This is a genomic window from Acinetobacter sp. HZNU-JH01 (assembly GCF_037996845.1).
Lineage (GTDB): Bacteria > Pseudomonadota > Gammaproteobacteria > Pseudomonadales > Moraxellaceae > Acinetobacter > Acinetobacter haemolyticus.
Window position 1 is genome coordinate 2,874,439 of the sequence record NZ_JBBMZX010000001.1, and the last position, 26,216, is coordinate 2,900,654.

The following is a 26,216-nucleotide window of genomic DNA, read 5'->3' on the forward strand; positions in this document are numbered from 1 at the left end:
ACCTCTATTTCTCTTATTTTTCTGTTTTATCATCATGAATTTAGATCATTTATATCCATATGGGTTTAGATCAACATTATTTGATCGCTTATTGCCTGAGCATGAGGATTATTTAAGAGGGTTGTCAATTCAACAATTGCGAGAATCTGTTGCTCGTGATTTAGAAGATCTTCTCAATAGTCGAATTGCACAATTTGAAGTGGATATGGATGAGTATCCTTTGGCGAAGAAATCAATTTTACAATTTGGAATTATTGATTTTGTTGGGCTTTCAACTGCAAATCCTTTGGATCGAGACAAAATTTGTCAATCAATTGAGCAGTCGATTGCAGCACATGAGCCGCGATTGAGACAGATTAAAGTTGAGATGTTGCTGGATGGACATAATATGGGGGCATTGTGTTTAAGTATTCAGGCCTATTTGAATATTCATCCACTATATGAACCTGTTTTCTTTGATGCTTTACTCAAACCAACTACACAACAATATGTTATTTCTGCAAGAGCTTAGTGTGAGAGAACTGTGATAGAACAACTTCTACCGTATTATGAAAAAGAATTACAAGAATTCGGTCAGCAATCCAGAGAGTTCGCACAGAAGTATCCCAAGATTGCGCAACGCCTATCACTAAATCAAGAACAAATCGATGATCCTCATATTGAGCGATTAATCCAAGCCTTTTCATTGATCGCTGCACGTATCGATAAAAAACTTGCGGATAGTTACGATGTCTTTACCCATTCATTATTTGAGGTAATGTTTCCTCAGTATTTGAGACATTTCCCTGCATGTACCGTGGTTAGCTTTGAAGATATTAATAAAGTTAAGCAGCTAACTGAGGTGCATCGAATTCCGCAAAAAACAGCATTGCGTTCACGTAGTTTTAAAGGCGTGCAATGTGAATTTAATACCACCAATGAGGTTCGATTATTACCTCTTGCTTTAACTGGTTTGGATTTTCAAACCTCGCCTAGTACGCATATGCATTTGAACCAAAATGCGACTTTAAGCATGAAGTTTGAAATCTTTAATGATGCGCATTGGGTGCTAGAAGAAAAGTTACCAATTTATTTGGACGCGATTTCGAATTTTCCATTACAAGTTCTGGATAGTATTTTAAAAAAAGAAACGGGTTTTGCTGTTCGTATTGGGCAGCGTAGCATGGAAATTGCCAATCCATTTGCTGTAATGGGGTTCAGTGAGCAAGAAAGTTTATTGCCTGTAGATCAGCATACGCATCATGCTTATCGTTTATTGATGGAATATTTTTGTTTTCCAGAGAAGTTTAATTATCTTAATTTGGACTTGAGTGTACTTAAGGGAATGCTACGTGAACATGAGCAGAGCTTTGAAATCCTCATCCACCTAAAATTAAATTTGAATGATCAAGCCGTTGTCCGTAATTATTCTGAATTGAATATTGCCAATTTTAAATTATTTACTACACCTGCAATTAATTTATTTGAAAAACAAGCAGAACCACAAAAAATAACTCATACACAATTACAATATCCGTTGATCACAGATGCGCATCATCCTGAGTTATATCAAGTGTATTCTGTGATTGAAATGAATATGGTGCGTGAAAAGACTAATAAGGAGCAAAGCTATCTTCCTGTATTGCCTTTTTTTGCTATGAGCCATTATCAGAATGATAAAGTTCAGTTCTTCTATTCTTTAAATTATCAATCATCTGCAACCCAAGCGATGCAGATGGGCTATTCGATTGTTTCTAAACATCTTAAACCCTATGAAATCAAATCTGATTTTATTAGTACTAAATTATTGTGTTCAAATGGTGACTTACCACACGAAGCTTTAGGACAAAGCAACAATATTTTAAATTTGAATGATAGCAGCTTAGCGAGACGTGCTTTAATTCTTAAACGTCCGACATCACCTTTTGAATTTGATAAGAATAAAAATGAACAGTGGCGGATCATTTCACATTTATCTTTAAATACCTTGGCTTTAATGAAAGGGGATGCCTTAAGCCATGTGAAAGAATTATTGGCTTTGTATAACTTACCGCATTCGAAAGAAAATATTTTATTGATCGATGCATTGAAGACTTTAAGTTTTTCAACAGCTAACAAGTTAGTCAATGCCAAGCCATTTCCCATGTTTGTTCGAGGCGTGAAAGTAGAGTTAAGTATAAACAGCAGCGTGTTCCGTGGGCACAGTCTATATATTTTTAGTCAATTATTAAGCCATATTTTTAATCTTAAAGTACAGATCAATAGCTTTGTCGATGTCATTGTCAAAGATAGTAGCAATCAGCAGGAGATATACCAATGCGTTCAGAACGTTGGTGGCAAGATGCTTCTGTAGTTGATCAGCTTTTTCAGCAAGCAGGCTCTTTTGAGTTTATTCAATCAGCGCGATTATTGCGTCATGTGCCTCATACCTCTTTGCCAAAAGATTGGTCAGAGGATTTTAAGTTTGAGACGTCATTCAGCTTAAGCTTTCCAGTAACTGAGATTGAAGCACTGAGCTATCAAGATGAACGTATTTATCTCACCAATTTGGTGGTGGGATTGACAGGTACACAAGGTGCATTGCCTTATACTTATACCAATAAGTTGAAACAAAGTCCGAGACAACAGCGCCAAGAAGTTAAACAGTTTCTTGGTCTATTCAATCATACGTTGACGGCAAAATATGTAGATGCAAGTTTGGTCTACAATTTGCCAATCCGTTATGAAATTGAATCAGAAAATCATTATCTGAATATTCTGCATGCTTTAAATGGCTATATCCGCTCACAACATGAACAACAGGATTTAGAAGAATATTTTGCAGAATTTTCAGGGTTGATGCAGGGGCAAAACAATACAGCTCATGCATTAAAAACGGTATTAGCCTGTGTGTTTAATGAGCAGGTGCATATTCAGGAATTCGTGAAAGAAACATTTAAGCTGGGGGATGAGCAAAAAACCAGTTTGGGTGGAAGTACATCAAGTTTATTAGGGGTAAATACGTTTTGTGGTGATACGGTACAACAGATTGATGGAAAAATTGAAATCCAAATTGGTCCATTAAAGCGAGCACAGTATTTAGCCTTTTTACCAGAGCAACCTTTAAATAAAAAACTCAAACATTTAATTCAGACATGGTGTAGCCCAACTTTATTTATTGATGTGCGTTTAATACTTGATAAAAGCGAGATTGGGCCAACGAGTTTAAATTCGACACACGAAAATGGTCTTGGACAAGGGGCATTTCTTATGCCATCTGAGCAATTACAACATAACACTGAAACTCGTTATGCACTATTAGGGGCAGCATAATGATTAAGAAATTTTTACTGCTTTTGTTAAGTTGTTTTTTTATCGTCAGCTTTGTCGTAATTTATTTCTGGCGCGACACCCAATTTCAACCTGATGCTAATGATCTGCTTCACTATTTTGTCTTTTTACCATTGTTGATTAGCACGGTACTTATTTCGCCGTGGTTGATTTATCATTTCTATCAGAGACATAAAGAAAAAAAACAGCAAGCTTTGGCTGCTGAGCAAAGTGAAGAGCACGAGTTGACTGAAGTAACGAGTCAGTCAGAAAGTACGTGGTTGCCCCTTAATCTTTATGCAGCTGGGGCTTATTGCGCGCTTGGTGAAAATGATGCAATTCTTGATGGGATAAAATCCCTTGCGAGTCCTCTGTTAGATTCTAAATTATCAAGTGTAATTGGATTGCCCGTTTTATCCTATCGAATTGAAGATTTAGATCAAGTATTGAGTCAAGATGTCTCAGAAGAGATGCAATTTATCACGACTCAACAGCAGCGAATCATGGCATTGATCCAGCATCAGCTGCAATCCCATCAATCACTTTTATCGTCTGTCGCTGATCATTTAAAGCAGTCTAGTCTGTTCTATGAAAGTCAGAATTTGCATGAATATCGTATGCATCCTGCATGGATTGACCCTACGCATTCAGAGGGTGACGAAACAGAAACCAAACCCGTTGAACAAGTTTATCGTTTAGATAAGTTAAATTTGCATATTTTACTGTCTGAGGACGTGATTCATACATGGAATGATTTGAGTAGTAATGAAATCATTCAGGCATTTTTTTATGATTTGGGCATCATTCCCCAGAAATTCCATATTGAGTATCACTTTGTCAGTGGGGCATCCGTTGTTCAGCAAACGGTTGAGTTATTTGAACGTATTCAGAAACAACCAAACGAACTGAGCTTAATCATTACAGCGGATTCCGAAATCGACCAAGATATTTTGGATGAGCGCCTGTTAGGGAAAAAAACTTATATACCAGCTGAGTTTGTCAGTAGTTGTTGCGTTGCACATCCCGCCGTACAAATAGAACAGTTGCAACCTTTGAAAACATTAAAGCTTGTATTAAATCAAAATAATTTAAATCAAATTTTTGAAGAGCTAAATATCCATGATTTACCACAATACGACAATGAAGAGCCTTTTGTTCTGCTGCTCGAAGATGGAGAAAACCCTAAAGTGGTCAAAAAGCTTGAACAATTCTTTGCTCAAACTCCAATAGAGCCGCATCACTATCTTTATTGCAAACCGATGTTTGGACAAACTCAAAACCTTTCAAAAATCTTTGGATTAATGTTGGGTGCTCAGTTTCCAGATCCTCAGGTTGCCTTTATTTATGGCCAAGATTTAAAAGCATTTATTCAAACTTTTCCTGAACTTCCGATGGAACAGGAAAGTGTAGCAATTGCTGATTGATTAACTTTTTTAAGAATTCGAGAACTCAATGTACATCATTTTAGGTTATCTGTGGCAGTACATCACCAATCCTAAAGCAATCATTGCCTTGTCCTTGCTTGTTGCTCTGATTTCGTCATATTCAGTTATTCCGCGCCACATTTTTTTCGCCTTGGTCGCAGCTTATGTGCTTGGTTTAATTATCTATGGCATTTATTGGTTAATCCAGAGAAGACGCCATGCTGCACAGGGTGAAGAATTAGCCAATGCCATTGAACAAAATACGAGTGCTGAGCAAGCTCAACAGAAAGATAAAGCTGAACTACAATTAATTCAGCAGCAAATGAAAGAGTCAATTCAATTGATTCGTAAGTCAAAGCTTGGTGACAAAAAGGGCAATGCTGCGTTGTATGAGTTGCCGTGGTATATGGTCATTGGTAATCCTGCGGCAGGAAAAAGTTCTGCGATTTATAATTCTGGTTTGAAGTTCCCGTTTGAAGAAACGCATCAAAAAATGGTGTCTGCAGGCTTAAGCGGCACACGTAACTGTGATTGGTTCTTTTCAACAGAGGGGATTTTATTAGACACGGCTGGACGTTATTCGGTTTATTCAGAAGATCATTCTGAATGGTTAGGTTTTCTTAATATTTTAAAGAAAAATCGTTCCAAAGCACCGATTAATGGTTTGATTGTCATTGTTAGTATTGCTGAGTTAGTCAGCCAAAGCCCCGAAAATTCATTAAAATTAGCCAAAAATCTACGTGCACGTATTCAAGATTTAACGGAAAAACTTGAAGTTGTGGTGCCCGTTTACTTGGTCTTCTCTAAAATGGATTTGATCGCAGGTTTTACTGAGTTTTTCGATTGCTATGAATCACAGGAATATAATCAAGCTTGGGGTGCAACGTTACCCTACGATCAAAGTTCATCGCACAATGCCGTAGAATTATTTGAAAAACATTACAGCATTTTGTATGACGGTCTAAAAAGTGTTAGTACAACTCATTTAAGTCGTCGTCATTCTCAAAATATTTCACCAAGTGTCATGACTTTCCCATTGGAGTTTAAGACATTAAAGCCAGCATTAAAGAGCTTCATTAGTACTTTATTCGAAGAAAATCCTTACCAGTTCCAACCTGTATTCCGTGGTTTCTATTTTACCAGTGCGTTACAAGAAGGTGTAATTGAAAGCCCAATGACGGAAAATATTGCTCAAGAATTTCAATTGGAGCAAATTCCAAATAGCAACCAAGAAGGCATATCACATTCCGTTGCACCAAATCATGGTTATTTCCTACAAGGTCTTTTTTCCAACGTCATTTTGCGCGACAAAGATCTAGTCAAACAACATATCAATCCTGCGAAAAAACGTCAGCGTTATATTGCATTTATCGGGGCTTTGGTGGGAGTTTCTTTAGTACTAGGCGTTTGGGTTTGGTCATATCGAAATAACCAGCAGTTAATTGCAGATGTTCAAGCAGATTTAGATAAAGTTGTACATTTAGAAAAAGCATCGGGACAACAATTGTCGACGCAGCTTGAATCCTTGTTAATTTTACAAGAACGTTTGCAGCAGTTGGATGAGTTCGCTGATAACCGACCACTCAAATTTAGTTTTGGTTTGTATCAGGGCAATCAACTTCGTGAAAGCTTAAAAACTGAATATCTAAAAGGTATTCAGCAGATTGTATTGACACCAACCCAGCAGAATATTGCTCAATATTTGCAACGTGTGAAAGGGAATGAAGCAACTTTAAAAGAAAATCACGTCAATGTTGAAATTAAACAAGTCGCAAGAACTCAACAATACTTAGAGCCATCGGATAGTAATCCACAAGATGCTTATAACGCACTGAAAGCCTATTTGATGATGAGTAATCCTGAGTATATGGATAGTAGTCATCTAAGTGATCAGGTTTCACGTTTCTGGAGATCTTGGTTAGATGCCAATCGTGGACAGATGCCTCGTGGTGAGATGATTCAAGATGCGGAAAAAATCCTTTCCTATGCAATGACTTTAGCGAATCAAAGTGGTTTCCCAGTATTGGAAACTGATGCTCAAGTTGTTGATCAAACGCGTCAAGTTCTATTATCTGTGATTCGCGGTATGCCAGCACGTGATCGTGTTTATAACGAAATCAAAATGCGTGCAGCAGTTCGTTATCCAGCGGTTACTGTTGGGCAAATCGTCGGTGAGCAAAATCGAAATATCGTTTTAGGCAGTTATGCATTACCGGGTGTATTTACGCAAAAAGCTTGGGATGAGTATGTCGAACATGCGATTGATGATGCAGCGAATAAACCAACAGATAGTAAAGACTGGGTGCTAAATAGTCGCCAATCGGATGACCTAACTTTCTCTGGTAGTCCAGAGCAGATACGTAAGCAATTGGTTGCCTTGTATAAGCAAGAATATGTCGCGGAATGGAAGAAATTCCTGAACGGGATTTACTATGCCAAAGCTGATAAGTTTGATCAGCAAGTGAAGCATATTGATGTATTAGGTGAGCCACAAAACTCGCCGATCCGTGTTTTATTGCAACGTATTGCAGTTGAAACCAACTGGGATAATCCAATTGTGCAAGCGGAACTCGCCATTCCAGAAAAAGGTTTCATTGCTTGGTTTAAGCGCAAAGTTTTGAAGAGTTCTGATGATCAACGTACCATTCAAGCCATGAATAATGCTCAAGGTGCGATCTCACAAGAGTACCAAATGTTCTATCAGTTGGTACGCAAACGTGATGATTTACAAAACAAATCCTTGTTTGATGAATATATGAATAATCTTGCGCAAGTGCGTAGTAAGTTCAATGATCTGAAAACAGCTGGAGAAATTGGACCAAGTGCTATGGCATTGGTAAAACAAACCATTACTGATCAAACATCTGTATTTAATATTACACAGAAATATGTTGATGAGAAAATGATGGTGGGTATGAAAGAAGCTGACCAACAAGTGGCTCAGAAATTATTGATGAGTCCGTTGACGCAGGCCTTCTCAAGTTTGATTTTACCAACACAAGATGAGTTAAATAAGTTGTGGGGTATCCAAGCCTATCAACCATTCCAAGCAAATCTTAGTCAGAAATATCCATTTAATAGCAGTGTAACTTTACAAGCTACCAGTAACGAAATTGGTCAGATTTTTGGGGAAACAGGTAGTATTTCTCGCTTTGTCAAAGAGGCTTTAGATCCATTTGTGATTCGTCGTGGCTATGTTTTGACGTCTAAAACTTGGAAAGATTTGGGTATTAGTTTAAACCCACAGTTTGTGATGGCATTCCAACAGTATGTTGCACCGATTAATGGTATGGCGACAGGCAGTTTAGATCAGCCTGCGGCTGCGCCAGCATCGAATCAATCTAACTTCCAATTTTATCCATTACAAAACCCTCAATTCTTGTCATATACCATCGATATTGATGGGCAACGTATGGTCTATGAAAACGGAATCCAGCAATGGGTGAACTTTGTATGGCCGAATAAAGGTGCGATACCAGGAGCACGAATTACGGCGGTTGATTTAGAAGGGCAAACACATACTATTTTCGATGAGCCAGGTGAATATGGTATTAATCGTTTAATCGATGCTGCACAACGTAAAGAACAAAATGGTAGCTTTGAAATGGTTTGGAAGAGCAAAGCTGATCCATCATTATCATTAAAAGTGAACTTTAGATTAATTAGTGGCAATAGCTCAGGCAATATTGGTTCGAGTCGCGGCTACGCAGGTCTACAACTGGTCGATAAGGTTGTGACTGAAAAAGCGGTTCGGGTCGTTTCTGCTCAAGCTACACCAACAAATGCACAACCAGCAGCAACCCCGCCATCTCAAGGAGGCGCACGTTGATGATTAGGAAGATCTCGCAAGACTTGAGGGAGGGCGTATGCAACACTTAAGAACAACACCGTTGTATTATGGAAAGACGCCAGCCCGAGGGGATTTTATTAAATCTAAAGGGCAATATGCTTTAATCCAAGTGCTGGATCAGTGGATTACAGAGGCTTTAGAACATGCCATGTTGTCACCTGATTTTAAGCAACGTTATGAAGCTCTGCCTGCACTGGATTTTTTTATTGGCAATCCCTCAGAATCGATGTTTTTGGCTGCAAACTTGATTGCGAGTCAAGATAGCTCTGGTCGACCATTTCCAATGGTGTTGAGCCAACTTTTAGAGGTCGACCAGCCTTATCAAAATTTATTGCTTGCACCGTATTATTATAAGTCAGTATTGGTCGATTTATTTCAACGTAATCGTGTGTTGCGTAGTATCCGTGATACCACGATTATGTTGGATAAACTGAATAATTTACCTAATACCGTACAGTTATTTACGGCATCTGAATGTAATGCCTTTTATGAAAATCATACGCTGCACTCTTTTGCACAGTTGATGAAAATTAGCGTTTATACGCTCGCGCAAAGTATGATTGGTTTAGGACTTTTATTACAACCGATCTTAAAAAATGGTACCAGTCGATTAAATAAAGTACTCATTTTGCCGATTAATAATCATATGTATTGTTATGAAATTGCTGCATTCTGGGTCGGGATGATCGGTCGATTCTTACAGAAAAGCAATACAGAGCTTTTGATTGGTATTTTGCATCGTGAAGAGCCGATTTTATTTATAGGCTTTCAAGGGGCAGATATCATGGCATTAAGTGATTTGTTTACCCAAAACATGCAAAGTGAACATTGGGTTTCGCTTATTCAAGCAGAATGGATCGATGCCTATCTTGAGCAAAATGCGGGTCTTGCAACTTTGGAACAATCTTTGTGTCAGCGTCAGCTAAGTCTGAACCAAGGCTTAAAACTTTTCCGACAAACTTTTTTAGATGAATAAATATGAGAAATAACCGTAAAGTTCTACTAAGTATGTTCATCATGGCTTGTTGTGGTTTGGTGCAGAGCCATACGGTATTGGCTGCGCCGATAGTTGTTGAGGGTGTGGTTCCAAACGAATCCAGTAAACAAGCAATCTTAGTTAAGATGCAATCTGTATATGGGGCAGATCAAGTTGTAGACAAGATTCAGGTCCGTCCTGTTTCTGCTCCAAATGGGTGGAGTGATTCTGTAACTCGTGTTATTACACCTGACCTTAAGAAAGTGAAGCAGGGGCAATTACGTGTTCGCGGTACGCAGATTGAGCTTACAGGAAAAATGAGCAATCCAAATGAAATTCAGCCGACGGCTTCGAATTTTCAGACTTTGGTTCAGCAACCGTATCGTTTCAATGCTCAACTTTCGGTCAATCTAGCTGAGCAAAAAGTGATTGATGATGCATTAAAAGATCGTATCATTGAATTTGAGTCTGGTAGTGCGATTCTGACTGAGACGGGTAAACGTATTTTGGATGAAATGGCAGTTGCCTTAAATAAAGTGGGTGGGAAACAAGTCAAAATCATTGGACATACAGATAGTTCAGGCGATGCCAGTCGAAATGTGATCTTGAGTAAAGAACGTGCTGTCGCAGTGCAGGATTATTTAGTCTCGAAGAATATTGCAACCGATCGTTTGAGTACTGAAGGTAAGGGTTCGAGTGAGCCGATTGCAGACAATGCAACGGCTGATGGTCGTCGTAAAAATCGTCGTATCGAGTTTGAAGTGCTTTAATTTTTTAACAATATAAGAGGGATGTGATTATGGCAACACCCTATATCGTATTAGGTTGCCCAACCACAGGTGGTGGAAAGGTGATCTCGGGTAACAGTAGTTTTTTGATCGAAGGTATTGCGATTGCATGTGTTGGAGATAAGGCCACTTGTCCAAAGCATCAGACTGTTGCAACGATTATAAGTGGCGACCCTTGTATGTTGGTAATGGGTAAAGCCGCGGCAAGAGTGAATGATAGTTTATCCTGTGGATGTAAACTGTTGCCAAAACAAAATTTAGCTGTAAAGGGTTAGTGTTATTTTGAGAGCTCCTTCATGGAGATTCAAATACAGAAAACTGGCTAATTTTTGCTTTTGGTGTATCTTTACTGGGCGGTATGTTTTAAAAATATATCGAAGCAGAGGAAGATAAGAATGCGGGTAAAGATCAAAGCAATATGTATAGCTGTAGTGGTGGCAAGTGGTGGAGTGTTTACTCCACAAGTTTTTGCCAAGAGTACCGTGACTGTATATGCTGCTGCCAGTTTGACTGATGTGATCAATGAATTAACCCAAGACTATCAACAAAATAATAAAGTTAAAATCAAGAATTCATATGCAGGTTCTTCAACTTTAGCTAAACAGATTGAAGCTGGGGCGCCAGCTGATATTTTTATATCAGCAGATCAAGAGTGGATGAATTATCTACAAAATAAAAAGTGGGTCAAAATACAAGATCGTGTGAATCTGCTTGAAAACCGTTTAGTGGTGATTCGCCCTAAAAATCAGCCCCTCACTTTAAAAATGGAAAAAAACTTCGATCCAACGCTAAATCACAAAGGTCGATGGTGTACTGGAAATACTCAAAGTGTGCCCGTTGGTCGATATGCAAAACAGGCTTTGGTATCACTGAATTGGTGGAACAAAGTTGAACCGCATATTGTGGAAACCGAAGATGTTCGTGCAGCGCTTAATTTTGTTGCACGTGGAGAGTGTCGAGCAGGTATTGTTTATGCAACAGATGCGGCGATCGGTCGAAATGTCGAGATTGCAGGCGTATTTCCAAAAAATAGTCATACTCCCATTATTTATCCAATAGGTTTACTAAAAAATAATCCTGAGGCCGTGAAATTCTATCAGTTTCTACGTAGTGATCGTGCAGCTTTGGTCTTCAGAAAATATGGTTTTAGTGTTCTTGTACCATGATGATGCTTAGTCCTGAAGAAATCGAGATTTTAAAATTATCCTGTAAGGTGGCGGCAACTTGTCTCATCTTTAGTTTAGTCCCTGCAACTATTATGGCATGGATACTTGCTCGCAAAGAGTTTTGGGGAAAGTCCTTATTAGAGACTTTGGTCTTTTTACCTTTGGTATTACCGCCTGTTGTACCAGGCTATTTACTTTTACAGTTGTTTGGCAATCGTGGTTTTTTTGGACAATATCTGGCACCTTTTGGAATTGAATTTGCATTTAATTGGAAAGGGGCTGTACTCGCATCTGCGGTGATGGGTTTTCCACTATTGGTTCAGTCAATTCGACTAGCAATCGAATTGGTTGATCAGCGTTTAGAAATGGCTGCCAAAACCTTAGGTGCTTCTTCTTTTGGTGCTTTTATGCAGGTGACTTTGCCATTGGCAAGTAGTGGGATTCTGGTAGGGAGCATTTTGTGTTTTTGTCGAAGTCTAGGTGAGTTTGGCGCAACCATTACCTTTGTGGGGAATATTGCAGGCGAAACCCGTACTTTACCACTGGCAATGTATAGTTTAATGCAGCAACCTGACACTGAAGCTGCGCTGTGGCGACTCATTATTTTGTCATTATCCGTGGCATTTTTTGCTTTATGGTTTGCGCAATGGTTCAATCGGTATCAGAAAAATAAGCGTGGTTATTCGATATGATCGACTGTCAGTTACATGTTCAACAGGGGCAGTTTATTTTAAACCAAACTTTCCAGTCTGATCAGCCTGTAATTGGTTTATTTGGTGCTTCAGGATCGGGAAAAACGACTATTTTGCACAGTATTGCGGGATTGATTACTCCGCAAACAGGTTGGATTAAAATCCAAGATCAACTGTGGTTTGATCAATCTCAGCGAATTAACTGGAGTACCCAACAACGCCGTGTCGGTTTGGTTTTTCAGGATGCCCAGCTTTTCCCGCATAAAACGGTGATGCAGAATTTAGTGTTTGGATTTAAGCATATTCAGCCACAACAACGCCGATTCGAAGTGGACTACATCGTAGAATTACTCAAACTAGATCATTTACTACATCGAATGCCGATTAAACTTTCAGGTGGGGAAAAGCAACGTGTGGCATTAGGTCGTGCATTGCTTTACTCACCAAAATTGTTGTTATTGGATGAGCCTTTATCTGCTTTGGATGCAGCTCACAAAGCTGAAATTATTCCTTTTTTTCAGCAGGTGATACAGGAAATTAAGATACCGATGCTCTATGTCAGTCATGATAAATCTGAAATAGAGCAACTCACTGATGTAATTTGGTATTTATAACAAAATATAAACTTATAGATATAAAACTAGCCCACATAACGCTGAAGCAAAAATCAGATAAATCACATTGATTTGGAATTTAAACAACGCAATTAATGCTGCTATCGTCATAAGTGCTGCTTCAAAATTAAAAGCTTGATCAAATCCATTTGGCCATAGAACATGATAACCAAAGAATAACGCGAGATTTAAGATCACCCCAACGACGGCAGCCGTAATGGCTGTTAATGGGGCGGTAAACTTGAGCTGGTTATGCGTTGATTCGATCACAGGTGCACCTGCAAGAATAAAAACAAAAGAAAAAAGGAAGGTAAACCAAGTCACGATGATGGCTCCGAATGCACCAGCGAGAAATAAGTGTTCACTTCCGAGCAAAGAGGCATTAAATGCACCGAGGAAACCAACAAAAGCGACTACCATAATCAGTGGACCAGGGGTACTTTCGCCTAAAGCAAGTCCATCGATCATCTGTGTTGGGCTGAGCCACCCATAATTCTCGATCGCACCTTGATAAACATAAGGCAAAACAGCGTATGCACCACCGAAAGTAAGCAGCGCTGCTTTGGTGAAGAACCACGCCATTTGGGTATAGTCGTGCTGCCAGCCGAAATACATAACCAAAGCGATTAAGGGCACACACCAAAGTAATCCAGCAATGAGCAAAATTTTAATCAGGTGCGCCCAACGGAAAATCGCATGTGCTGGAGGCGGGGTATGATCATCAATCACTGCTGCTACGTGATTTGTTTGACTGCTTTGATGTGTATTATTTGATGCAAAAAAACTAGGATACTTTTTACTGAGCAGATAGCCGAGTGCTGCTGCGGTTAAGATAATTAAAGGGAATGGCAACTTTAAGAAAAAGATCGCCACAAAAGCAGCTGCAGCAATTCCCCATAACATTTTATTTTTGAGTGAACGGCTACCAATTCGATAAGTGGCATGGAAAACAATCGCTGTGACCGCAGGTTTTATGCCGTAGAATAAGCCGGCAATGATAGGAACATCACCAAACTGTATATAAACCCAAGAAAGTAAAATGAGTATAAATAAAGAGGGAAGGACGAATAAGATGCCAGCAATTAAACCGCCCCATGTCCGATGCATCAGCCAACCGATATAGGTTGCAAGTTGTTGAGCCTCTGGGCCAGGAAGTAGCATGCAGTAATTTAAGGCATGCAAAAATCTTTTTTCAGAGATCCAGCGTTTTTGTTCGACCAGTTCTTGATGCATTAATGCGATTTGACCTGCAGGACCACCAAAACTGATAAATCCTAGTTTTAACCAGAATAAAAAAGCTTGCCAGAATGGGATAGATTCGATTGATTGATCAGTTCTACTGATCGGTTGCTGTTCCATAATTATTCTCTTAAGAAATTGGCGTATAACCCATCAAAAATATAGTTGGATAGTTCAAGTAGTTGGTCATCATCAGTAATTTTGTTTCTTAAACCTTGAATGACTTTTTCAATGCCAGAGGCTTCTGGTGGTTCTACCCCACCAACATCTAGAAAATGGACAATTGCTGCAATTTTATTTAATGCTTTCTGTTCATGTAATGAAAAGCTATGCAATAGCACTTCAAAAGTCACTAAATGTTCAATATGGCTAAATTTAGCTCCATCGAAGTCAAAACCTAAAGCTGATTTAGGGCAATCGCTGGGTGTTTCTAACCATAAAAAATTAGCATTTGGATCAATAAAATTTTGAATCAGCCATGCGGAAGCTAAACGGTCAATCCATGGGCGTTTTCTTGTTGCCCAAATTTGGTTTTGAAAATTGTCTATATGGAAGGTTTGAAGATGGCCTTGTAGATTGTTGGGTTCGTCTATTTCCCCAAAACGTAGAATTGCTTGTTCAACTGTATTGAGTTCTCGAAGTGTTTGTTGTTTAGCTTCAGTCGGAAAATAATCAATATCAATTAATGCATCGAGCTGCTTACGTAATTTACGAATCTGTTTGAGAAGTTCTTTTTTATTGCTCTGATTCAACTCTTGTCGCAGTTGGCTGATTTGTTGATAGAGTATATCGTATTCTTCTTTTCGGTTGAAAATTTTAGCGATATCAAGATTTTCTACAGCAACGGTTTGGAATATATAGGCGTTGCCATTTTCTGAGATTAAATCATCAGCAATTGCATCAAATTTTTTTGAATGTTCAGCAGGCAATATATAAACGCCATCCCGAAGTGTTACAGCACCACTTGCTTTGAGTGCTCTCCACACACGCATTCGTGTTGTTGTGTTTTGAGTGGGGAGTGATGAAATGAGTAAGGATATATTCATGTAATATACTCAACATAGCTGTTATATATGCTACATAAATAAGTTGTGGTTTGAAAAGTAAAAATTGTTTATATGCTTATAGGTTTTATACATAATGGTTTTTAAGGAAATATGAAAAAGATTGGGTAGTTTTCATATCTTATAAAAGAATAAACAACGCACTTTTTCTTATTTTTAATCATAAAGACTCAGGCATACCATAAGTGGATATTATTGAAAGATCATCTAATTATGGGCCTCAAAAATACTAAGCCAATCCTTGTTACAGCAATCGTCCTTGTGGCGATTGTTGCTTTTATTGTCTATCAAAATCAAAAAGATGTGACATCTACTTTGTCGAAAAACAATAAAGCAGTAGTGATTGCTTATCAAACAGGTGTTGATCCAACCAAGGTTGCGCAGGCCAATGGTGCTTATGAACGTGACAGTGGACAGGCAATTCAGTGGCGTAAATTTGATGCTGGTTCAGATGTAGTTAATGCATTGGCTTCGGGTGATGTTGTGATCGGCAATATCGGTTCTAGCCCTCTAGCTGCTGCTGCAAGTCGTGATTTACCAATAGAAGTCTTTCTGGTGACGGCTAAATTAGGCGGTTCTGAGGCACTAGTGGTCAGCAACAAATCAGGCATTAACAATCCGCAAGATTTGATTGGTAAAACCATTGCTGTGCCATTCGTTTCAACCACGCATTACAGTTTATTGTCAGCACTCAAGCATTGGAATATTGCGGATAACCAAGTCAAGATTATTAACTTACGTCCACCAGAAATCACAGCAGCTTGGGAGCGTGGTGATATTGATGCGACCTATGTTTGGGAACCTGCCTTAAGCAAAGTTAAAGCGACTGGTCATGTCTTAACAGACTCGAAACAAGTCGGCGAGTGGGGTGCACCAACATATGATCTTTGGGTGGTGCGTAAGGACTTTGCTGAAAAAAATCCTGAGTTCTTAAAAGCCTTTGTCCAAACCAGCTTAAAGCAGATTGAAAGCTATAACCAAGATCCGAGAGCATTTGAGAAAAATGCAGACAATATCCAGAAAATTGCACAATTGACTGGCTCAGATGCGAAAGATATTCCGTTGCTTCTTTCAGGAAATATTTACCTAGATCGCCAACAGCAACAAGCCACCTTATCAGGTGAGTTTGCCAAAAATATTTTCGATACCGCCACTTTCTTGAAAAGTCAGGGCAAAGTGGATCAAGTCAAACCTAATTATCAAGCCAATGTCACCACTCAGTTTTTACAGCCTTAGGAGATCTAAATGAGCGTATTAGCTGCTGAGCATCTTCATTTAACTTTTCCAAAACAGACTGTGCCTGTATTGCAAGATATTAATCTCCGAATTGAAGAGGGCACTTTGACGGTAATTTTGGGTGAGTCGGGTTGTGGAAAAACCACATTGCTCAATATTTTGGCTGGTTTTCAAAAACCAAGTTCAGGACAGATCAAACTCGATGACGAAGTGCTAACGGCACCTGATGCTCGCCGTGCAGTGGTGTTCCAAGATCATGCGCTATTACCTTGGTTAAATGTCTCTGAAAACATTGGTTTTGCTTTACAGCTCAAAGGCTTGAAAGCACAAGACATTCAAAGGCAAGTCGATGCCATCCTGAAAATTGTGGGTTTGAGCCATGTTGCACAAGCCAATATTTGGGAACTGTCAGGTGGTATGAAACAACGTGTCGGTATTGCACGTGCTTTGATTAGCCATGCAGCCTTTATTTTATTAGATGAACCTTTCGCTGCGCTTGACGCATTTACCCGTGAAACCATGCAGCAGTTGGTATTGGATTTATGGATTGAACAAAATAAATCTTTTTTCCTCATTACCCATGACATTGAAGAAGCGCTATTGCTCAGCAATCAATTGGTATTGATGACAGCTCGTCCAGGAAAGATCGTTGAAACTTTAAAACTAGATTTTGCAGAGCGCTATAAGCAAGGCGAATCGATTCGTACAATTAAATCCGATCCAAAATTTATTCAATTACGTGAGCAATTGTTTGAACGTTTGCGTGTACAGAAACAAGCTGGACATGAGGTGGCTGTATGACAGGTCAAGCAAAAAATACAGCCTATAAGCTAAGTAACACGACCGAGTTTGCACAAATTGAGCCGAAACAATTAGCTTCAAAACGAAATGTTGTAGGTGATTTTTTCGTTCGTCATCGCAGTTTGGTACTCAGTCTTTCAAGTGTACTTAGTGTATTGGTGATCTGGTATTTAATCACGGCATTAAAAATTGTCCCGAGCCTGTTTTTACCAAGTCCACAAGCAGTATGGCAAAAGTTTCTCGAGGTCAGTCAACAAGGCTTTATGAAAGCGACTTTATGGCAACATTTAGCCGCAAGTATTTCTCGTGTCTTATTGGCCTTGGTTGCCGCGATTGCGATTGGTGTGCCTTTAGGTTTGTGGATGGGCTTGAATAAATGGGTGCGCGCCGTGCTTGATCCTTTGGTTGAATTATTGCGTCCGATCCCACCTTTGGCTTATTTGCCATTATTGGTGATCTGGTTCGGGATTGGTGAAACCACCAAAGTGCTTTTGATTTTCTTTTCGATCCTTGCACCAGTCATTATCAGTAGCACTCATGGCGTAATCAGTCATCAGCTCAATCGTGAGCGTGCTGCCTTATCTTTAGGTGCAAGCCAATCGCAAGTGTTTTGGCATGTGATTCTGCCGACAGCCTTACCACATATTTTAACGGGTATCCGTATTGGTTTAGGTGTGGGGTGGTCGACTCTAGTGGCTTCGGAATTAGTTGCTGCAGATCGTGGTATTGGTTTTATGGTGCAGTCAGCAGCTCAATTCTTGATTACCGATACTGTGGTTCTCGGCATTATTGTGATTGCGATTGTCGCAGTGAGTTTTGAATTGTTTTTGCGTTGGTTACAGAAGCAACTCTCTCCTTGGTATGGTCAACAGTTATAAGTGCAAATTGTAGAGAATAGAGCGTTAGAAATGACTTTAAATATTGAAATCATTAAATCAAGCATTGGTGCAATTATTCACGATGTTGATTTAAATACGGTTGATGAAAATACCACACAACAAATTCAACAGGCTTTGCTGGATCATCATGTAATTTTCTTCCGTAATCAGCAGCTTGCACCTCAGGCTCAAGCTGAACTTGCTCGTGGATTTGGTTCTTTACATATTCACCCTATTTTCCCGACAGTAGAAAATGTGCCTGAAATTATTGTACTGGACAGTTGGAAGCAAGATTTACGTGACAATGAACTTTGGCATACTGATGTGACTTTCAGTAAAAATCCGCCATTAGGGTGTGTCTTACAAGCCATCAAGATTCCACCTGTAGGTGGCGATACGCTGTGGTCGAGTGGAGTAGCTGCATTTGCTGGGTTGGATCAAGCGTTACAAGAGAAATTAAAAGGCTTAACTGCAACGCATGATATTCGTCAGTCTTTCCCAATTGAACGTTTTGCGCACAATGATGTGGAGCGTAAAAAACTGGAAGAAACCTTTAAACGTAATCCGCCTGTCGTGCATCCTGTAGTCAGAACGCATCCTGTCACGGGTCAGCCAATTTTGTTCGTGAGTGAAGGTTTTACCACGCGTATTAATGAGCTAGAAGAATCAGAAAGTGCTGAGTTATTGCAATATCTATTCGCCCACGCGACTCATGAGCAGTTTCATTTACGTTGGCAGTGGCAAGAGGGTGATGTGGCGATTTGGGATAACCGTTGCACCCAGCATAAGGCTTTATTTGATTATGGTGATGCGCATCGGATTATGCACCGTGCCACGATTAACGGTGATGCGCCGTTTTATCAGGCGGCAAGCTGAGTTTAGATTTAATCCCTATGAAATGGGGGAATACTTGATGGAATATGATACTCGGAAAGTCATCCGCAACTGTCTGAGGCAGGACTACATTAATAAAGTGATGTTTCTGCGATTCATTAAATTAGTTGCGGGTAGTCAACGAGTTTTGCGGATGAAAGTGGTTTTGCCTACTTTTCCCGAAAGAAAAGTAGGGCGAGCCGCAGGCTAATCCTGAAATGGGATGAGAACACGGCAAGACTCTGTAAAAGCCTATCCTTTAATAAATTAATTCAATATTTAAACGGCCTTTAGTGGCTGATTTCATAGGTCTGTTTATAAACCGAAGGCGCTTGTCCCGTCCAGCGTTTAAAGGCCCGTCGGAATTCTCGTAATTCACTAAAACCAAGTTGTAGGCTGATCTCACTCATGGATAGGTTCTGTTCAAGTAGTTGTTTTGCTTTACGCTCTAATACAGTTTGCCGAATTTTCTGAAAACTCCAGCCTTCTAATAATAATTGCCGTCTTAAGTGGCGTTCGCTGATGTGTAATTGCTGTGCGGCTTGTTGCATCTCAAAACGCTCAGGTAAATGTTGTTCAATCAAATGATCCAGTAAATCCACAAAGTTACTTTGATTAAATAGATCAATTTGTATTGATGCCTGTTCACAGATTTGTATTGCAGTTGCATAGTTGGCTGGACTATAGTTTTTTAAGCGTCGCTGCAACATACTTGTTTTAAAACGCATGATGTTTTTATCGCTATTAAATTGAACCGAGCAGCCAAAGATATTGCGATATTCTTGTTGGTTGTCAGTTGGTAAATAGCTAAGTTCGAGGCTCATCACATCATCATGATCGCCTAACATTGCATTTAAGCAGGCGATGGTACTACTAAACAATTCATCAAAGAAAAATGCTTTGAGATCGGACTCTGGGTTGGGTGTTGTCACTTCGAGTTCACAGATTTCACCTTGAATCCTAAATGCTAAATTCAATACGCTTCCTGAAATACGATGATAGCGAAGCGCAATCTCCAAAGCCTCTGCGACAGTCTTACAGGATTGCATCGCAAAACCCAAAATTCCCATTGAAATCAGACCTTCACTGCTTCCTAGCTTTAAACCAAGACAGGGTTGTTGATAGGTTGAGATCGCTTGACGCACGACATTGCACAGTTGGTCAAAGTGAATCAAATGATTTGTTTGCTGAATTTGTATGAAATCCAATCCTGAAGCTTCAAACCATTGTTTATAGTTCCATTTTTTCTGTTCAGCATAATGGATTAAGCTGGCTAGAATAGTCGGAGGTACAAATCTTTGTAAGCAGATCGAATGCGTTATTGCTGTAGGCATCTGTCCGTTTTGCCCCCCAAAGTATCGTTTATTTGACCCTTTTGGGTATCGCATAATTTTGATTAACTTTCAACATGCTTCATCGAAATTAGAAAAAGAACTGAAAGGAAAGTACCAATGTATCAGGTTGGTTGGAACAAGCAGGAAATCAAAATTGTGCCTAAAGGCTATGCTATGTTCGGTTATGGGCAATGGTCACATCGAGCCTATAAAAAAAGAACAGCGTTATATGCACGTAGCTTTAGCATTGTCGATCAACACCACAATCGATTGATTATTTGTTGCCTAGATTTAGGCTGTATTACACATGCGATGCGTAGCAAAGCTGTTGCTCGTTTAAGAGGGATGTTAGGTTCAGAATTTAACGAGAATCAGTTGGTGTTAATGGCAACGCACACGCACTCAGGACCTGGGGGCTGCGCGCATGAAGCTTTATACAATATGCCAACACCTGGTTTTGTACATGAGCATCTCATCGCGATTTTAAACGCAATTGTTTTAAGCATTCAGACAGCAATTGAAAATGAACAACAAACGGATATTTTTCTTACAACGCAAGCTTTTACGGATGACACGCCAGTAGCATGGAATCGTTCGATTCAAGCCTATAATCGAAATCCTGAGGTGAGATCACACACCGAAGCTGAAACCCATTTAGCATTAAACCGTGAAATGCAACTCATCGGATTTTATCGAGAACACAAATTACAGTCTTTTATTTCATTGTTTGGTGTACATGCCACTTGCCTTGGTAATAAATTAAATGCGTATGATGGTGATAACAAAGGTTATGCTGCTGCATTTTCAGAACAAGCTTTAGTTCAACAAGGCATTCAAAATCCAGTGGCGATTTTTGCACAAGCAACGGCAGGCGATGTATCACCACATTTTCACGGTAAAGATCAACTTAAGATCCGAAATCAGCTTAAAGGAGAAGCTGAATATCAATATGCACAACAAAACGGACGTTATCAAAGTGAGTTAGCTTTGATGGCATTGCAACAAACAGCCCCAAAAAATATGCAAAAAGTCGCAGGGGAGATTGATGCAGTACTGTCTTATGTAGATCTCAGCAATATTGAGATTCCACCTGAGTTTTCAAATGGACAGCTTGATGCAAAAACCAGTCAGCCTTGTCATGGGACTTCATTTTTTGCAGGTACACCTGTCGATGGATTAGGTGCGTCCAAACCGATAATCAAAGGCATGCAGTTTTTAGCAGACCAATTTAGAAAACAAAAAATGAAACATTCAAGGGCTGATGATTTTACTGAATATCACCAGCTTTATGCTTCACAAGGACCCAAACAAATTTTACTAGAAGCTGGAACTAAAAAGATTTTGGGTCAACCAATTGGCTTCCCACCGAGTATTCTTGATCCATTGATTGCGGAGATGAATCGACAAGTGAGGGCGGGTGCGATCAAGCAAAGTCCACTGGTGCCAAGTATCGTACCTTTACAAATTATTCGTTTAGGAACTTTAGCACTTGTTTGTTGTCCTGGAGAATTTACGACGATTGCAGGGCAGCGTGTTATTGAAACAGTGAGACAAAACCTGCTCGGAACATCATCATTTGATCGAGTATGGTTGGCCTCTTATTGTAATGATTACATGGGCTATGTAACCACTTATGAAGAATACCAACAGCAAGCTTATGAAGGTGGTCATACATTATTTGGACAATGGACCTTGGCTGCATGTCAAAGTAAATTCAAAGACTTATCTCAACAATTAATATTGGATAAAAATAAACGTAATTACGATCAAATTACAAGACTGGCGCCAATTCCAGAACATGAATTGGCGAAACGCAGTAATCATGGCAATTTGAAAACGGCAGTAAGTCAGGGAGAGCTTGTGTGAATCATCCTGTTCAATACGCTTGGTCAAATTGGTCTGGTTTGCAAAAATCAATGCCACAGCAGATTCTCCAACCCGCGAATATTCAAGAATTACAGACGATTGTCTCTGAACATCAAAAAATACGGGTGGTCGGTGCGGGGCATTCATTTACGCCTTTGGTCTGTACGGATGCAACGTTATTGTCGTTGGATCACATTGCAGGAATTGCATCCACTGATATCAATCGATGTCAGAGCAGCATTTATGCAGGCACACGTTTATATGATTTAGATCAACACTTACAGCAGCAATCGATCAATCAGGCCTTGATGAATCAGGGCGATATCGATCAGCAAAGCCTGGCGGGTGCTGTCTCTACAGGAACACATGGCACAGGCGCAGATTTGCATTGTATTTCTGCTTATGTTGAAGCTTTTGAGTTGTTGACGGCTTCAGGTGAAATCCTGAAATGCAGTCGCACAGAGCATCCTGAAATCTTTGCCGCAGGACGGGTTTCTTTAGGCAGTTTGGGAATCTTGACTCAGATCACCATGCAGAATCGTCCACGTTATAAGCTCAAAGAACATATCGAGCTATGCCGTGTCGAAGATATGATGCAAAACATTCAGCAATGGAAGCTTCAACATCGACATATTGAGTGTTTTGTCTTTTCTTATGGCAAACAGTTAATGCTAAAAACCTTGAATGAAACGAGCGACGAGATTTTAGCTCGTAAAGCGAACTTTCCCTCAGATGATACTTTACTGACCTTATGTTCAGAACTGACCAAAACCTTTCCTTCACTGAACCCTTATTTACAGAAGCTATTAGGCGTCTTTGTTAAACCGACGACTTATGTGGATTGGTCGAGCAAAATATTTCCAACGCCACGCAATACCAAGTTCAATGAAATGGAATATCAGATTCCTGTTGATCGAGGAATTGAGTGTTTAAATGAAGTATTACATGCTTTACGTATGCATAAAGTAGCAACCTTTTTTCCGCTCGAATTTCGCTTTGTAAAGGGTGATGATATTTGGCTCAGTCCTTTTTATCAGCAAGACTCTATTTCGATCTCGGTGCATCAATATCATAAACAAGATCCACAACTGATTTTTGATGTGGTTGAGCCAATCTTACAGAAATATCAGGGACGTCCGCACTGGGGGAAAATGCACAGTATGAGCTGCATGCAGCTTCGTGATTTATATCCAAAGTGGGATGATTTTATGGCTGTGCGTCAGCAGCTTGATCCAGAAGCCAAATTTTTAAATCCCTATCTGGAAAAGTTATTTTTAGGTTAGTTTTGATATTAAACCCTTCTCATTATTTTGATACTCGAAAACGACATCTGCAATTGTTTGATAAAGGACTCCGTAGGGTCAGCAAATCCCTAATGAGATAAAAGGATGGAAAGACATGTTGGATCATTATTTTAAACAACTTAATTTAGACCTCAAGAAACAGGGGATTGCGACCCCGCAACTGATCGTTGATGAAGCTGCCTTAAAACAAAATATCCAGCATGTTCAGATTCGCCTTGCGCATGCCCAGCATTTAAAAGCACGCTTAGTGGTGAAATCTTTAGCAAGTTTAGATTTGCTCAAGTTGTTATCTGAACAGATCGATACCCAGCGTTTTATGGTGTTCCATCAACCGCATATTGTTTCGATATTAGAAAATTTTGCTGACGCGGATATTTTGTTAGGTAAACCAATGCCAGCCCAAGTCGTCCATCAATTTTTTGAACAATATATGGAGTGGTCAACAGCGAAAATTCAGTGGCTGATTGATACCAAAGTACGTCTACAGCAATATCTTGAAATCGCCAAAAAATATTTTATTTGTTTAGATATAAATATTGAAATTGATGTTGGTTTACACCGAGGAGGAGTACAGACCACACAGCAATTCACAGAAATTTTGGCGTTGATTCAGCAATATCCGCAATATTTAAAACTGTCTGGCTTGATGGGCTATGATGCACATGTCACCAAAATCCCTGCAATTATTAAGAAACCTGAGTTGGCTTATCAAAGTTCGCAACAGACTTATGCAAATTATCAACAGCTTATTCAAAAACAGTTTCCAACACTGTGGCATGATGAGCTTTGCTTTAATGGTGGTGGCAGCCCAACTTTTAGCTTTCATACCACAGCAAGTGTCTGTAATGACTTGTCCTTTGGTTCAATGCTTTTAAAACCAAGTGACTTTGATCATGACTTTCTACAAGCGTTACAACCTGCTGTATGGATTGCGGCACCTGTATTAAAAGTTTTGCCTTTTACCCAGCTTCCATCTATGGCTGTGTTGGATAAATTACCGCATAAATGCAAGGCTCTATTTATTTATGGGGGGTATTGGATGGCAAATTATGTTTACCCTGATCAAGCACATACTCATGTTTTGTATGGACGAAGCAGTAATCAGGAGTTGATCAATGTACCCAAGAATTGTGATACGCAAGTGGATGATTTTGTGTTTTTGAGACCGACCCAAAGTGAGGCAATCATTCCTCAATTTTCAAACTTAATGCTATATCAGCAAAATAGGTTTGAGTCATGGCAAACTTTTCGAGAATAAAGTGCAATAAAAAACCTTGTACGGTATGCACAAGGCTTTATTCAATTGGTTGATTATTGCTTGACGATAAGAACAGGAATATGTGATTCGGTCAGAACTGTACGCGCAACACTACCAAGCAATAAACGTTTTACCCCTGTGCGTCCTCTTGAACCCATAACGATCAAATCTGCACCGATTTCATCAGCAACGAAAAGGATACCGTCTGTTGCAATACCATGATGAATTTTGGTTGTGACATCGACACCATTTTCAGCAAAAGACTGAGCAATTTCTTGTAACTGATTTTTGGCATGTGCTTCTGCTTGCATAAAATGATCTGTAATCGCAGGTGCAACTTGATAAAAATCAACACCGACAAAAGGATCGACAGCAACCACACTCAGCACAGTCACTTTTGCTCCAGATAATTTGGCTAAGGAACGTGCGTGCTCAACAGCAGCATAAGAAATTGGAGAATCATCGACAGGAACTAGAATATTTTGGTAAGACATGTATTTACTCCTTATAATTTATCGTTGTCGTCATTACTATGTTGATAACATATTTCAGATATCTCAAGCAAATAAAAATAGGAAGGTTTGTGTTAATCAGCTTAGAAAATTATAAACAGCAAAAATTTGATCAGATAGCTGCCAAAATAGTGGCGGATCCAGAAACATATTTGGCTTTTGATACTGTTTCAGACTTTTATAAAGCAATTTGGTTAGATGAATTTCCGCAGGGAACGACATGGTCAGCAACTGGTCTTGATGATGGCGCAGAACAGTTTTATGCGGTGATTGAGTATGGTCAGCAGTGCCTGTCGATCAGTCGCACTACATCAATTGCTGTAAAATTAAGCACACGAGAAAATCACAATAAAAATAACTAATCCGAACAGTCACCCTTTTTTGTTGTGCTGGACTTTGCGATTTGAGTGAGAATGATATACTTTGGGCAGTGATGAGTTCCTATATAAAACGAAACGGAAATTTAAATTATGGCACATCAATTTACGGTTAATGAAACAATTCATGGTGTTTCAATCGAAGACTTTTCAAGATTAGTCGCGGATACAGCATTGCATGAAGCAGTGTGTAAACGTATTCCAGGTGAGAACTTAGAAATTATTGAATCTGCAATTAATGGGGATATTTACACGTTACGCCGTGAATATAACCTTGATGTAAATATTCCTGATGTTGCTAAAAAATTATTAAAAAATGCATTTCGTTTAAAGCGTTCTGACGTTACTCATTTGAAAAACTTAACTTCAACAGTTGAGTTAGGTGCAAACTTACCTTTAGAAGCAAAAGGTGAGCGAAGCGTCACAGGTGACAGTGAAAAAGTAAATATTTCTTTAACTTGGACAGTAAAAGTTAAAGTGCCTTTGATTGGTGGGATGCTTGAGAAACATGCTGAAGGCGAAATTCGTAAATTTAGCAGTTTAGAAATTGAAATCGTAGAGGATGAATTAAAGAAACAACTTTAATTTAACTTAGATTAGAAAAAACGCTTCGTATCATCAATACGGAGCGTTTTTTTATTTTAGCGTGAAAATGATAGAAGCAATAGAAAATATC

At 39.3% G+C, this 26,216-nt stretch carries 24 protein-coding genes; 20 read left to right on the forward strand and 4 right to left on the reverse strand.

The window, feature by feature from the left end:
• The first annotated feature begins 34 nt into the window (after window positions 1-34).
• From tssE to AAC851_RS13620, 11 genes are all read left to right on the forward strand, one after another.
• Window positions 35-511, forward strand: a complete 477-nt coding sequence (gene tssE, locus AAC851_RS13570; protein ID WP_113996893.1) for a type VI secretion system baseplate subunit TssE — start codon at window positions 35-37, stop codon at window positions 509-511.
• Window positions 512-523: 12 nt separating this feature from the next.
• Complete coding sequence (gene tssF, locus AAC851_RS13575) at window positions 524-2,332, forward strand: type VI secretion system baseplate subunit TssF (RefSeq protein WP_340600960.1); 1,809 nt, start codon at window positions 524-526, stop codon at window positions 2,330-2,332.
• The gene (gene tssG / locus AAC851_RS13580) at window positions 2,296-3,291 is read left to right on the forward strand and encodes a type VI secretion system baseplate subunit TssG (RefSeq protein WP_340600961.1); all 996 of its coding nucleotides are present in this window, start codon (window positions 2,296-2,298) and stop codon (window positions 3,289-3,291) included. Before tssF ends, tssG begins: the two co-directional genes overlap by 37 nt.
• Entirely contained in the window at window positions 3,291-4,712 is a 1,422-nt protein-coding gene (locus AAC851_RS13585; RefSeq protein WP_340600962.1) for a hypothetical protein, read from the forward strand. Before tssG ends, AAC851_RS13585 begins: the two co-directional genes overlap by 1 nt.
• 28 nt (window positions 4,713-4,740) lie before the next feature.
• On the forward strand, window positions 4,741-8,541 hold the full coding sequence (gene tssM / locus AAC851_RS13590) for a type VI secretion system membrane subunit TssM (RefSeq protein WP_340600963.1): 3,801 nt from the start codon (window positions 4,741-4,743) through the stop codon (window positions 8,539-8,541).
• Window positions 8,542-8,578: 37 nt separating this feature from the next.
• Window positions 8,579-9,538: a type VI secretion system-associated protein TagF gene (gene tagF, locus AAC851_RS13595; RefSeq protein ID WP_004640243.1), complete on the forward strand. Its 960-nt coding sequence runs from the start codon at window positions 8,579-8,581 to the stop codon at window positions 9,536-9,538.
• A gap of 32 nt (window positions 9,539-9,570) precedes the next feature.
• Complete coding sequence (locus tag AAC851_RS13600) at window positions 9,571-10,308, forward strand: OmpA family protein (RefSeq protein WP_445290558.1); 738 nt, start codon at window positions 9,571-9,573, stop codon at window positions 10,306-10,308.
• Window positions 10,309-10,337: 29 nt separating this feature from the next.
• The gene (locus AAC851_RS13605; RefSeq protein WP_004640238.1) at window positions 10,338-10,601 is read left to right on the forward strand and encodes a PAAR domain-containing protein; all 264 of its coding nucleotides are present in this window, start codon (window positions 10,338-10,340) and stop codon (window positions 10,599-10,601) included.
• A gap of 120 nt (window positions 10,602-10,721) precedes the next feature.
• Entirely contained in the window at window positions 10,722-11,492 is a 771-nt protein-coding gene (modA, locus tag AAC851_RS13610; RefSeq protein WP_340600965.1) for a molybdate ABC transporter substrate-binding protein, read from the forward strand.
• Complete coding sequence (gene modB / locus AAC851_RS13615; protein WP_160126956.1) at window positions 11,489-12,184, forward strand: molybdate ABC transporter permease subunit; 696 nt, start codon at window positions 11,489-11,491, stop codon at window positions 12,182-12,184. The genes modA and modB overlap by 4 nt, the downstream gene beginning before the upstream one ends.
• Window positions 12,181-12,798 carry an ATP-binding cassette domain-containing protein gene (locus tag AAC851_RS13620; RefSeq protein WP_208463820.1) on the forward strand — a complete coding sequence of 206 codons (618 nt, stop codon included), beginning with the start codon at window positions 12,181-12,183 and terminating at the stop codon, window positions 12,796-12,798. The genes modB and AAC851_RS13620 overlap by 4 nt, the downstream gene beginning before the upstream one ends.
• 12 nt (window positions 12,799-12,810) lie before the next feature.
• Here the strand turns inward: AAC851_RS13620 and chrA are convergent, their stop codons facing one another.
• Both chrA and AAC851_RS13630 read right to left on the reverse strand, forming a co-directional pair.
• Window positions 12,811-14,157: a chromate efflux transporter gene (gene chrA / locus AAC851_RS13625; protein WP_340600966.1), complete on the reverse strand. Its 1,347-nt coding sequence runs from the start codon at window positions 14,155-14,157 to the stop codon at window positions 12,811-12,813.
• Window positions 14,158-14,159: 2 nt separating this feature from the next.
• Window positions 14,160-15,083, reverse strand: a complete 924-nt coding sequence (locus AAC851_RS13630; RefSeq protein ID WP_160126959.1) for a chromate resistance protein ChrB domain-containing protein — start codon at window positions 15,081-15,083, stop codon at window positions 14,160-14,162.
• Window positions 15,084-15,296: 213 nt separating this feature from the next.
• Between AAC851_RS13630 and tauA the strand changes: the two genes are divergently transcribed.
• The 4 genes from tauA to tauD are packed head-to-tail and all read left to right on the forward strand — an operon-like array spanning window position 15,297 to window position 18,892.
• Window positions 15,297-16,337, forward strand: coding sequence for a taurine ABC transporter substrate-binding protein (tauA, locus tag AAC851_RS13635; RefSeq protein WP_340600967.1), 1,041 nt, complete (start codon window positions 15,297-15,299; stop codon window positions 16,335-16,337).
• 9 nt (window positions 16,338-16,346) lie between these two features.
• Window positions 16,347-17,138 (forward strand): taurine ABC transporter ATP-binding protein, encoded by a 792-nt coding sequence (locus tag AAC851_RS13640; RefSeq protein ID WP_075315071.1) that lies wholly within the window; start codon window positions 16,347-16,349, stop codon window positions 17,136-17,138.
• On the forward strand, window positions 17,135-18,016 hold the full coding sequence (tauC, locus tag AAC851_RS13645; protein WP_005089552.1) for a taurine ABC transporter permease TauC: 882 nt from the start codon (window positions 17,135-17,137) through the stop codon (window positions 18,014-18,016). The genes AAC851_RS13640 and tauC overlap by 4 nt, the downstream gene beginning before the upstream one ends.
• A gap of 30 nt (window positions 18,017-18,046) precedes the next feature.
• The gene (gene tauD / locus AAC851_RS13650) at window positions 18,047-18,892 is read left to right on the forward strand and encodes a taurine dioxygenase (protein ID WP_005089554.1); all 846 of its coding nucleotides are present in this window, start codon (window positions 18,047-18,049) and stop codon (window positions 18,890-18,892) included.
• Window positions 18,893-19,179: 287 nt separating this feature from the next.
• Here tauD and AAC851_RS13655 read toward each other — a convergent pair whose 3' ends face one another.
• On the reverse strand, window positions 19,180-20,277 hold the full coding sequence (locus AAC851_RS13655; RefSeq protein ID WP_075315075.1) for an AraC family transcriptional regulator: 1,098 nt from the start codon (window positions 20,275-20,277) through the stop codon (window positions 19,180-19,182).
• Between the two features lie 63 nt (window positions 20,278-20,340).
• On the opposite strand from AAC851_RS13655, the gene AAC851_RS13660 reads away from it, so the two are divergent.
• The 3 genes from AAC851_RS13660 to AAC851_RS13670 all read left to right on the forward strand — a co-directional run bounded on the left by AAC851_RS13660 (window position 20,341) and on the right by AAC851_RS13670 (window position 24,651).
• On the forward strand, window positions 20,341-22,089 hold the full coding sequence (locus tag AAC851_RS13660; protein ID WP_005089556.1) for a neutral/alkaline non-lysosomal ceramidase N-terminal domain-containing protein: 1,749 nt from the start codon (window positions 20,341-20,343) through the stop codon (window positions 22,087-22,089).
• Window positions 22,086-23,372, forward strand: a complete 1,287-nt coding sequence (locus tag AAC851_RS13665; RefSeq protein ID WP_075315077.1) for a D-arabinono-1,4-lactone oxidase — start codon at window positions 22,086-22,088, stop codon at window positions 23,370-23,372. The genes AAC851_RS13660 and AAC851_RS13665 overlap by 4 nt, the downstream gene beginning before the upstream one ends.
• Window positions 23,373-23,487: 115 nt before the next feature.
• Window positions 23,488-24,651: an alanine racemase gene (locus tag AAC851_RS13670; RefSeq protein ID WP_075315079.1), complete on the forward strand. Its 1,164-nt coding sequence runs from the start codon at window positions 23,488-23,490 to the stop codon at window positions 24,649-24,651.
• Between the two features lie 53 nt (window positions 24,652-24,704).
• Here AAC851_RS13670 and AAC851_RS13675 read toward each other — a convergent pair whose 3' ends face one another.
• Window positions 24,705-25,145, reverse strand: coding sequence for a universal stress protein (locus tag AAC851_RS13675; RefSeq protein WP_005089563.1), 441 nt, complete (start codon window positions 25,143-25,145; stop codon window positions 24,705-24,707).
• A gap of 89 nt (window positions 25,146-25,234) precedes the next feature.
• Between AAC851_RS13675 and AAC851_RS13680 the strand changes: the two genes are divergently transcribed.
• Together AAC851_RS13680 and AAC851_RS13685 are read left to right on the forward strand one after the other, a co-directional pair.
• Window positions 25,235-25,525, forward strand: a complete 291-nt coding sequence (locus AAC851_RS13680) for a hypothetical protein (RefSeq protein ID WP_042874409.1) — start codon at window positions 25,235-25,237, stop codon at window positions 25,523-25,525.
• 108 nt (window positions 25,526-25,633) lie between these two features.
• A complete protein-coding gene (locus AAC851_RS13685; protein WP_004640207.1) occupies window positions 25,634-26,125 on the forward strand; it encodes a DUF2505 domain-containing protein in 492 nt (163 codons plus the stop codon).
• The last annotated feature ends 91 nt before the right edge of the window (window positions 26,126-26,216 follow it).

Excerpts from the sequence above, each read along its gene's own strand:
- AAC851_RS13600 (WP_445290558.1), top strand. The coding sequence starts at position 9,571 with ATGTTCATCATGGCTTGTTGTGGTTTGGTGCAGAGCCATACGGTATTG.
- AAC851_RS13660 (WP_005089556.1), top strand. The coding sequence starts at position 20,341 with ATGTATCAGGTTGGTTGGAACAAGCAGGAAATCAAAATTGTGCCTAAA.
- AAC851_RS13585 (WP_340600962.1), top strand. The coding sequence starts at position 3,291 with ATGATTAAGAAATTTTTACTGCTTTTGTTAAGTTGTTTTTTTATCGTC.
- modB (WP_160126956.1), top strand. The coding sequence starts at position 11,489 with ATGATGATGCTTAGTCCTGAAGAAATCGAGATTTTAAAATTATCCTGT.
- tauC (WP_005089552.1), top strand. The coding sequence starts at position 17,135 with ATGACAGGTCAAGCAAAAAATACAGCCTATAAGCTAAGTAACACGACC.
- tssG (WP_340600961.1), top strand. The coding sequence starts at position 2,296 with ATGCGTTCAGAACGTTGGTGGCAAGATGCTTCTGTAGTTGATCAGCTT.
- AAC851_RS13640 (WP_075315071.1), top strand. The coding sequence starts at position 16,347 with ATGAGCGTATTAGCTGCTGAGCATCTTCATTTAACTTTTCCAAAACAG.
- tagF (WP_004640243.1), top strand. The coding sequence starts at position 8,579 with ATGCAACACTTAAGAACAACACCGTTGTATTATGGAAAGACGCCAGCC.
- AAC851_RS13620 (WP_208463820.1), top strand. The coding sequence starts at position 12,181 with ATGATCGACTGTCAGTTACATGTTCAACAGGGGCAGTTTATTTTAAAC.
- modA (WP_340600965.1), top strand. The coding sequence starts at position 10,722 with ATGCGGGTAAAGATCAAAGCAATATGTATAGCTGTAGTGGTGGCAAGT.
- AAC851_RS13630 (WP_160126959.1), bottom strand. The coding sequence starts at position 15,083 with ATGAATATATCCTTACTCATTTCATCACTCCCCACTCAAAACACAACA.
- AAC851_RS13605 (WP_004640238.1), top strand. The coding sequence starts at position 10,338 with ATGGCAACACCCTATATCGTATTAGGTTGCCCAACCACAGGTGGTGGA.
- AAC851_RS13675 (WP_005089563.1), bottom strand. The coding sequence starts at position 25,145 with ATGTCTTACCAAAATATTCTAGTTCCTGTCGATGATTCTCCAATTTCT.
- AAC851_RS13670 (WP_075315079.1), top strand. The coding sequence starts at position 23,488 with ATGTTGGATCATTATTTTAAACAACTTAATTTAGACCTCAAGAAACAG.
- chrA (WP_340600966.1), bottom strand. The coding sequence starts at position 14,157 with ATGGAACAGCAACCGATCAGTAGAACTGATCAATCAATCGAATCTATC.
- AAC851_RS13655 (WP_075315075.1), bottom strand. The coding sequence starts at position 20,277 with ATGCGATACCCAAAAGGGTCAAATAAACGATACTTTGGGGGGCAAAAC.
- AAC851_RS13685 (WP_004640207.1), top strand. The coding sequence starts at position 25,634 with ATGGCACATCAATTTACGGTTAATGAAACAATTCATGGTGTTTCAATC.
- tssM (WP_340600963.1), top strand. The coding sequence starts at position 4,741 with ATGTACATCATTTTAGGTTATCTGTGGCAGTACATCACCAATCCTAAA.
- tauD (WP_005089554.1), top strand. The coding sequence starts at position 18,047 with ATGACTTTAAATATTGAAATCATTAAATCAAGCATTGGTGCAATTATT.
- tssE (WP_113996893.1), top strand. The coding sequence starts at position 35 with ATGAATTTAGATCATTTATATCCATATGGGTTTAGATCAACATTATTT.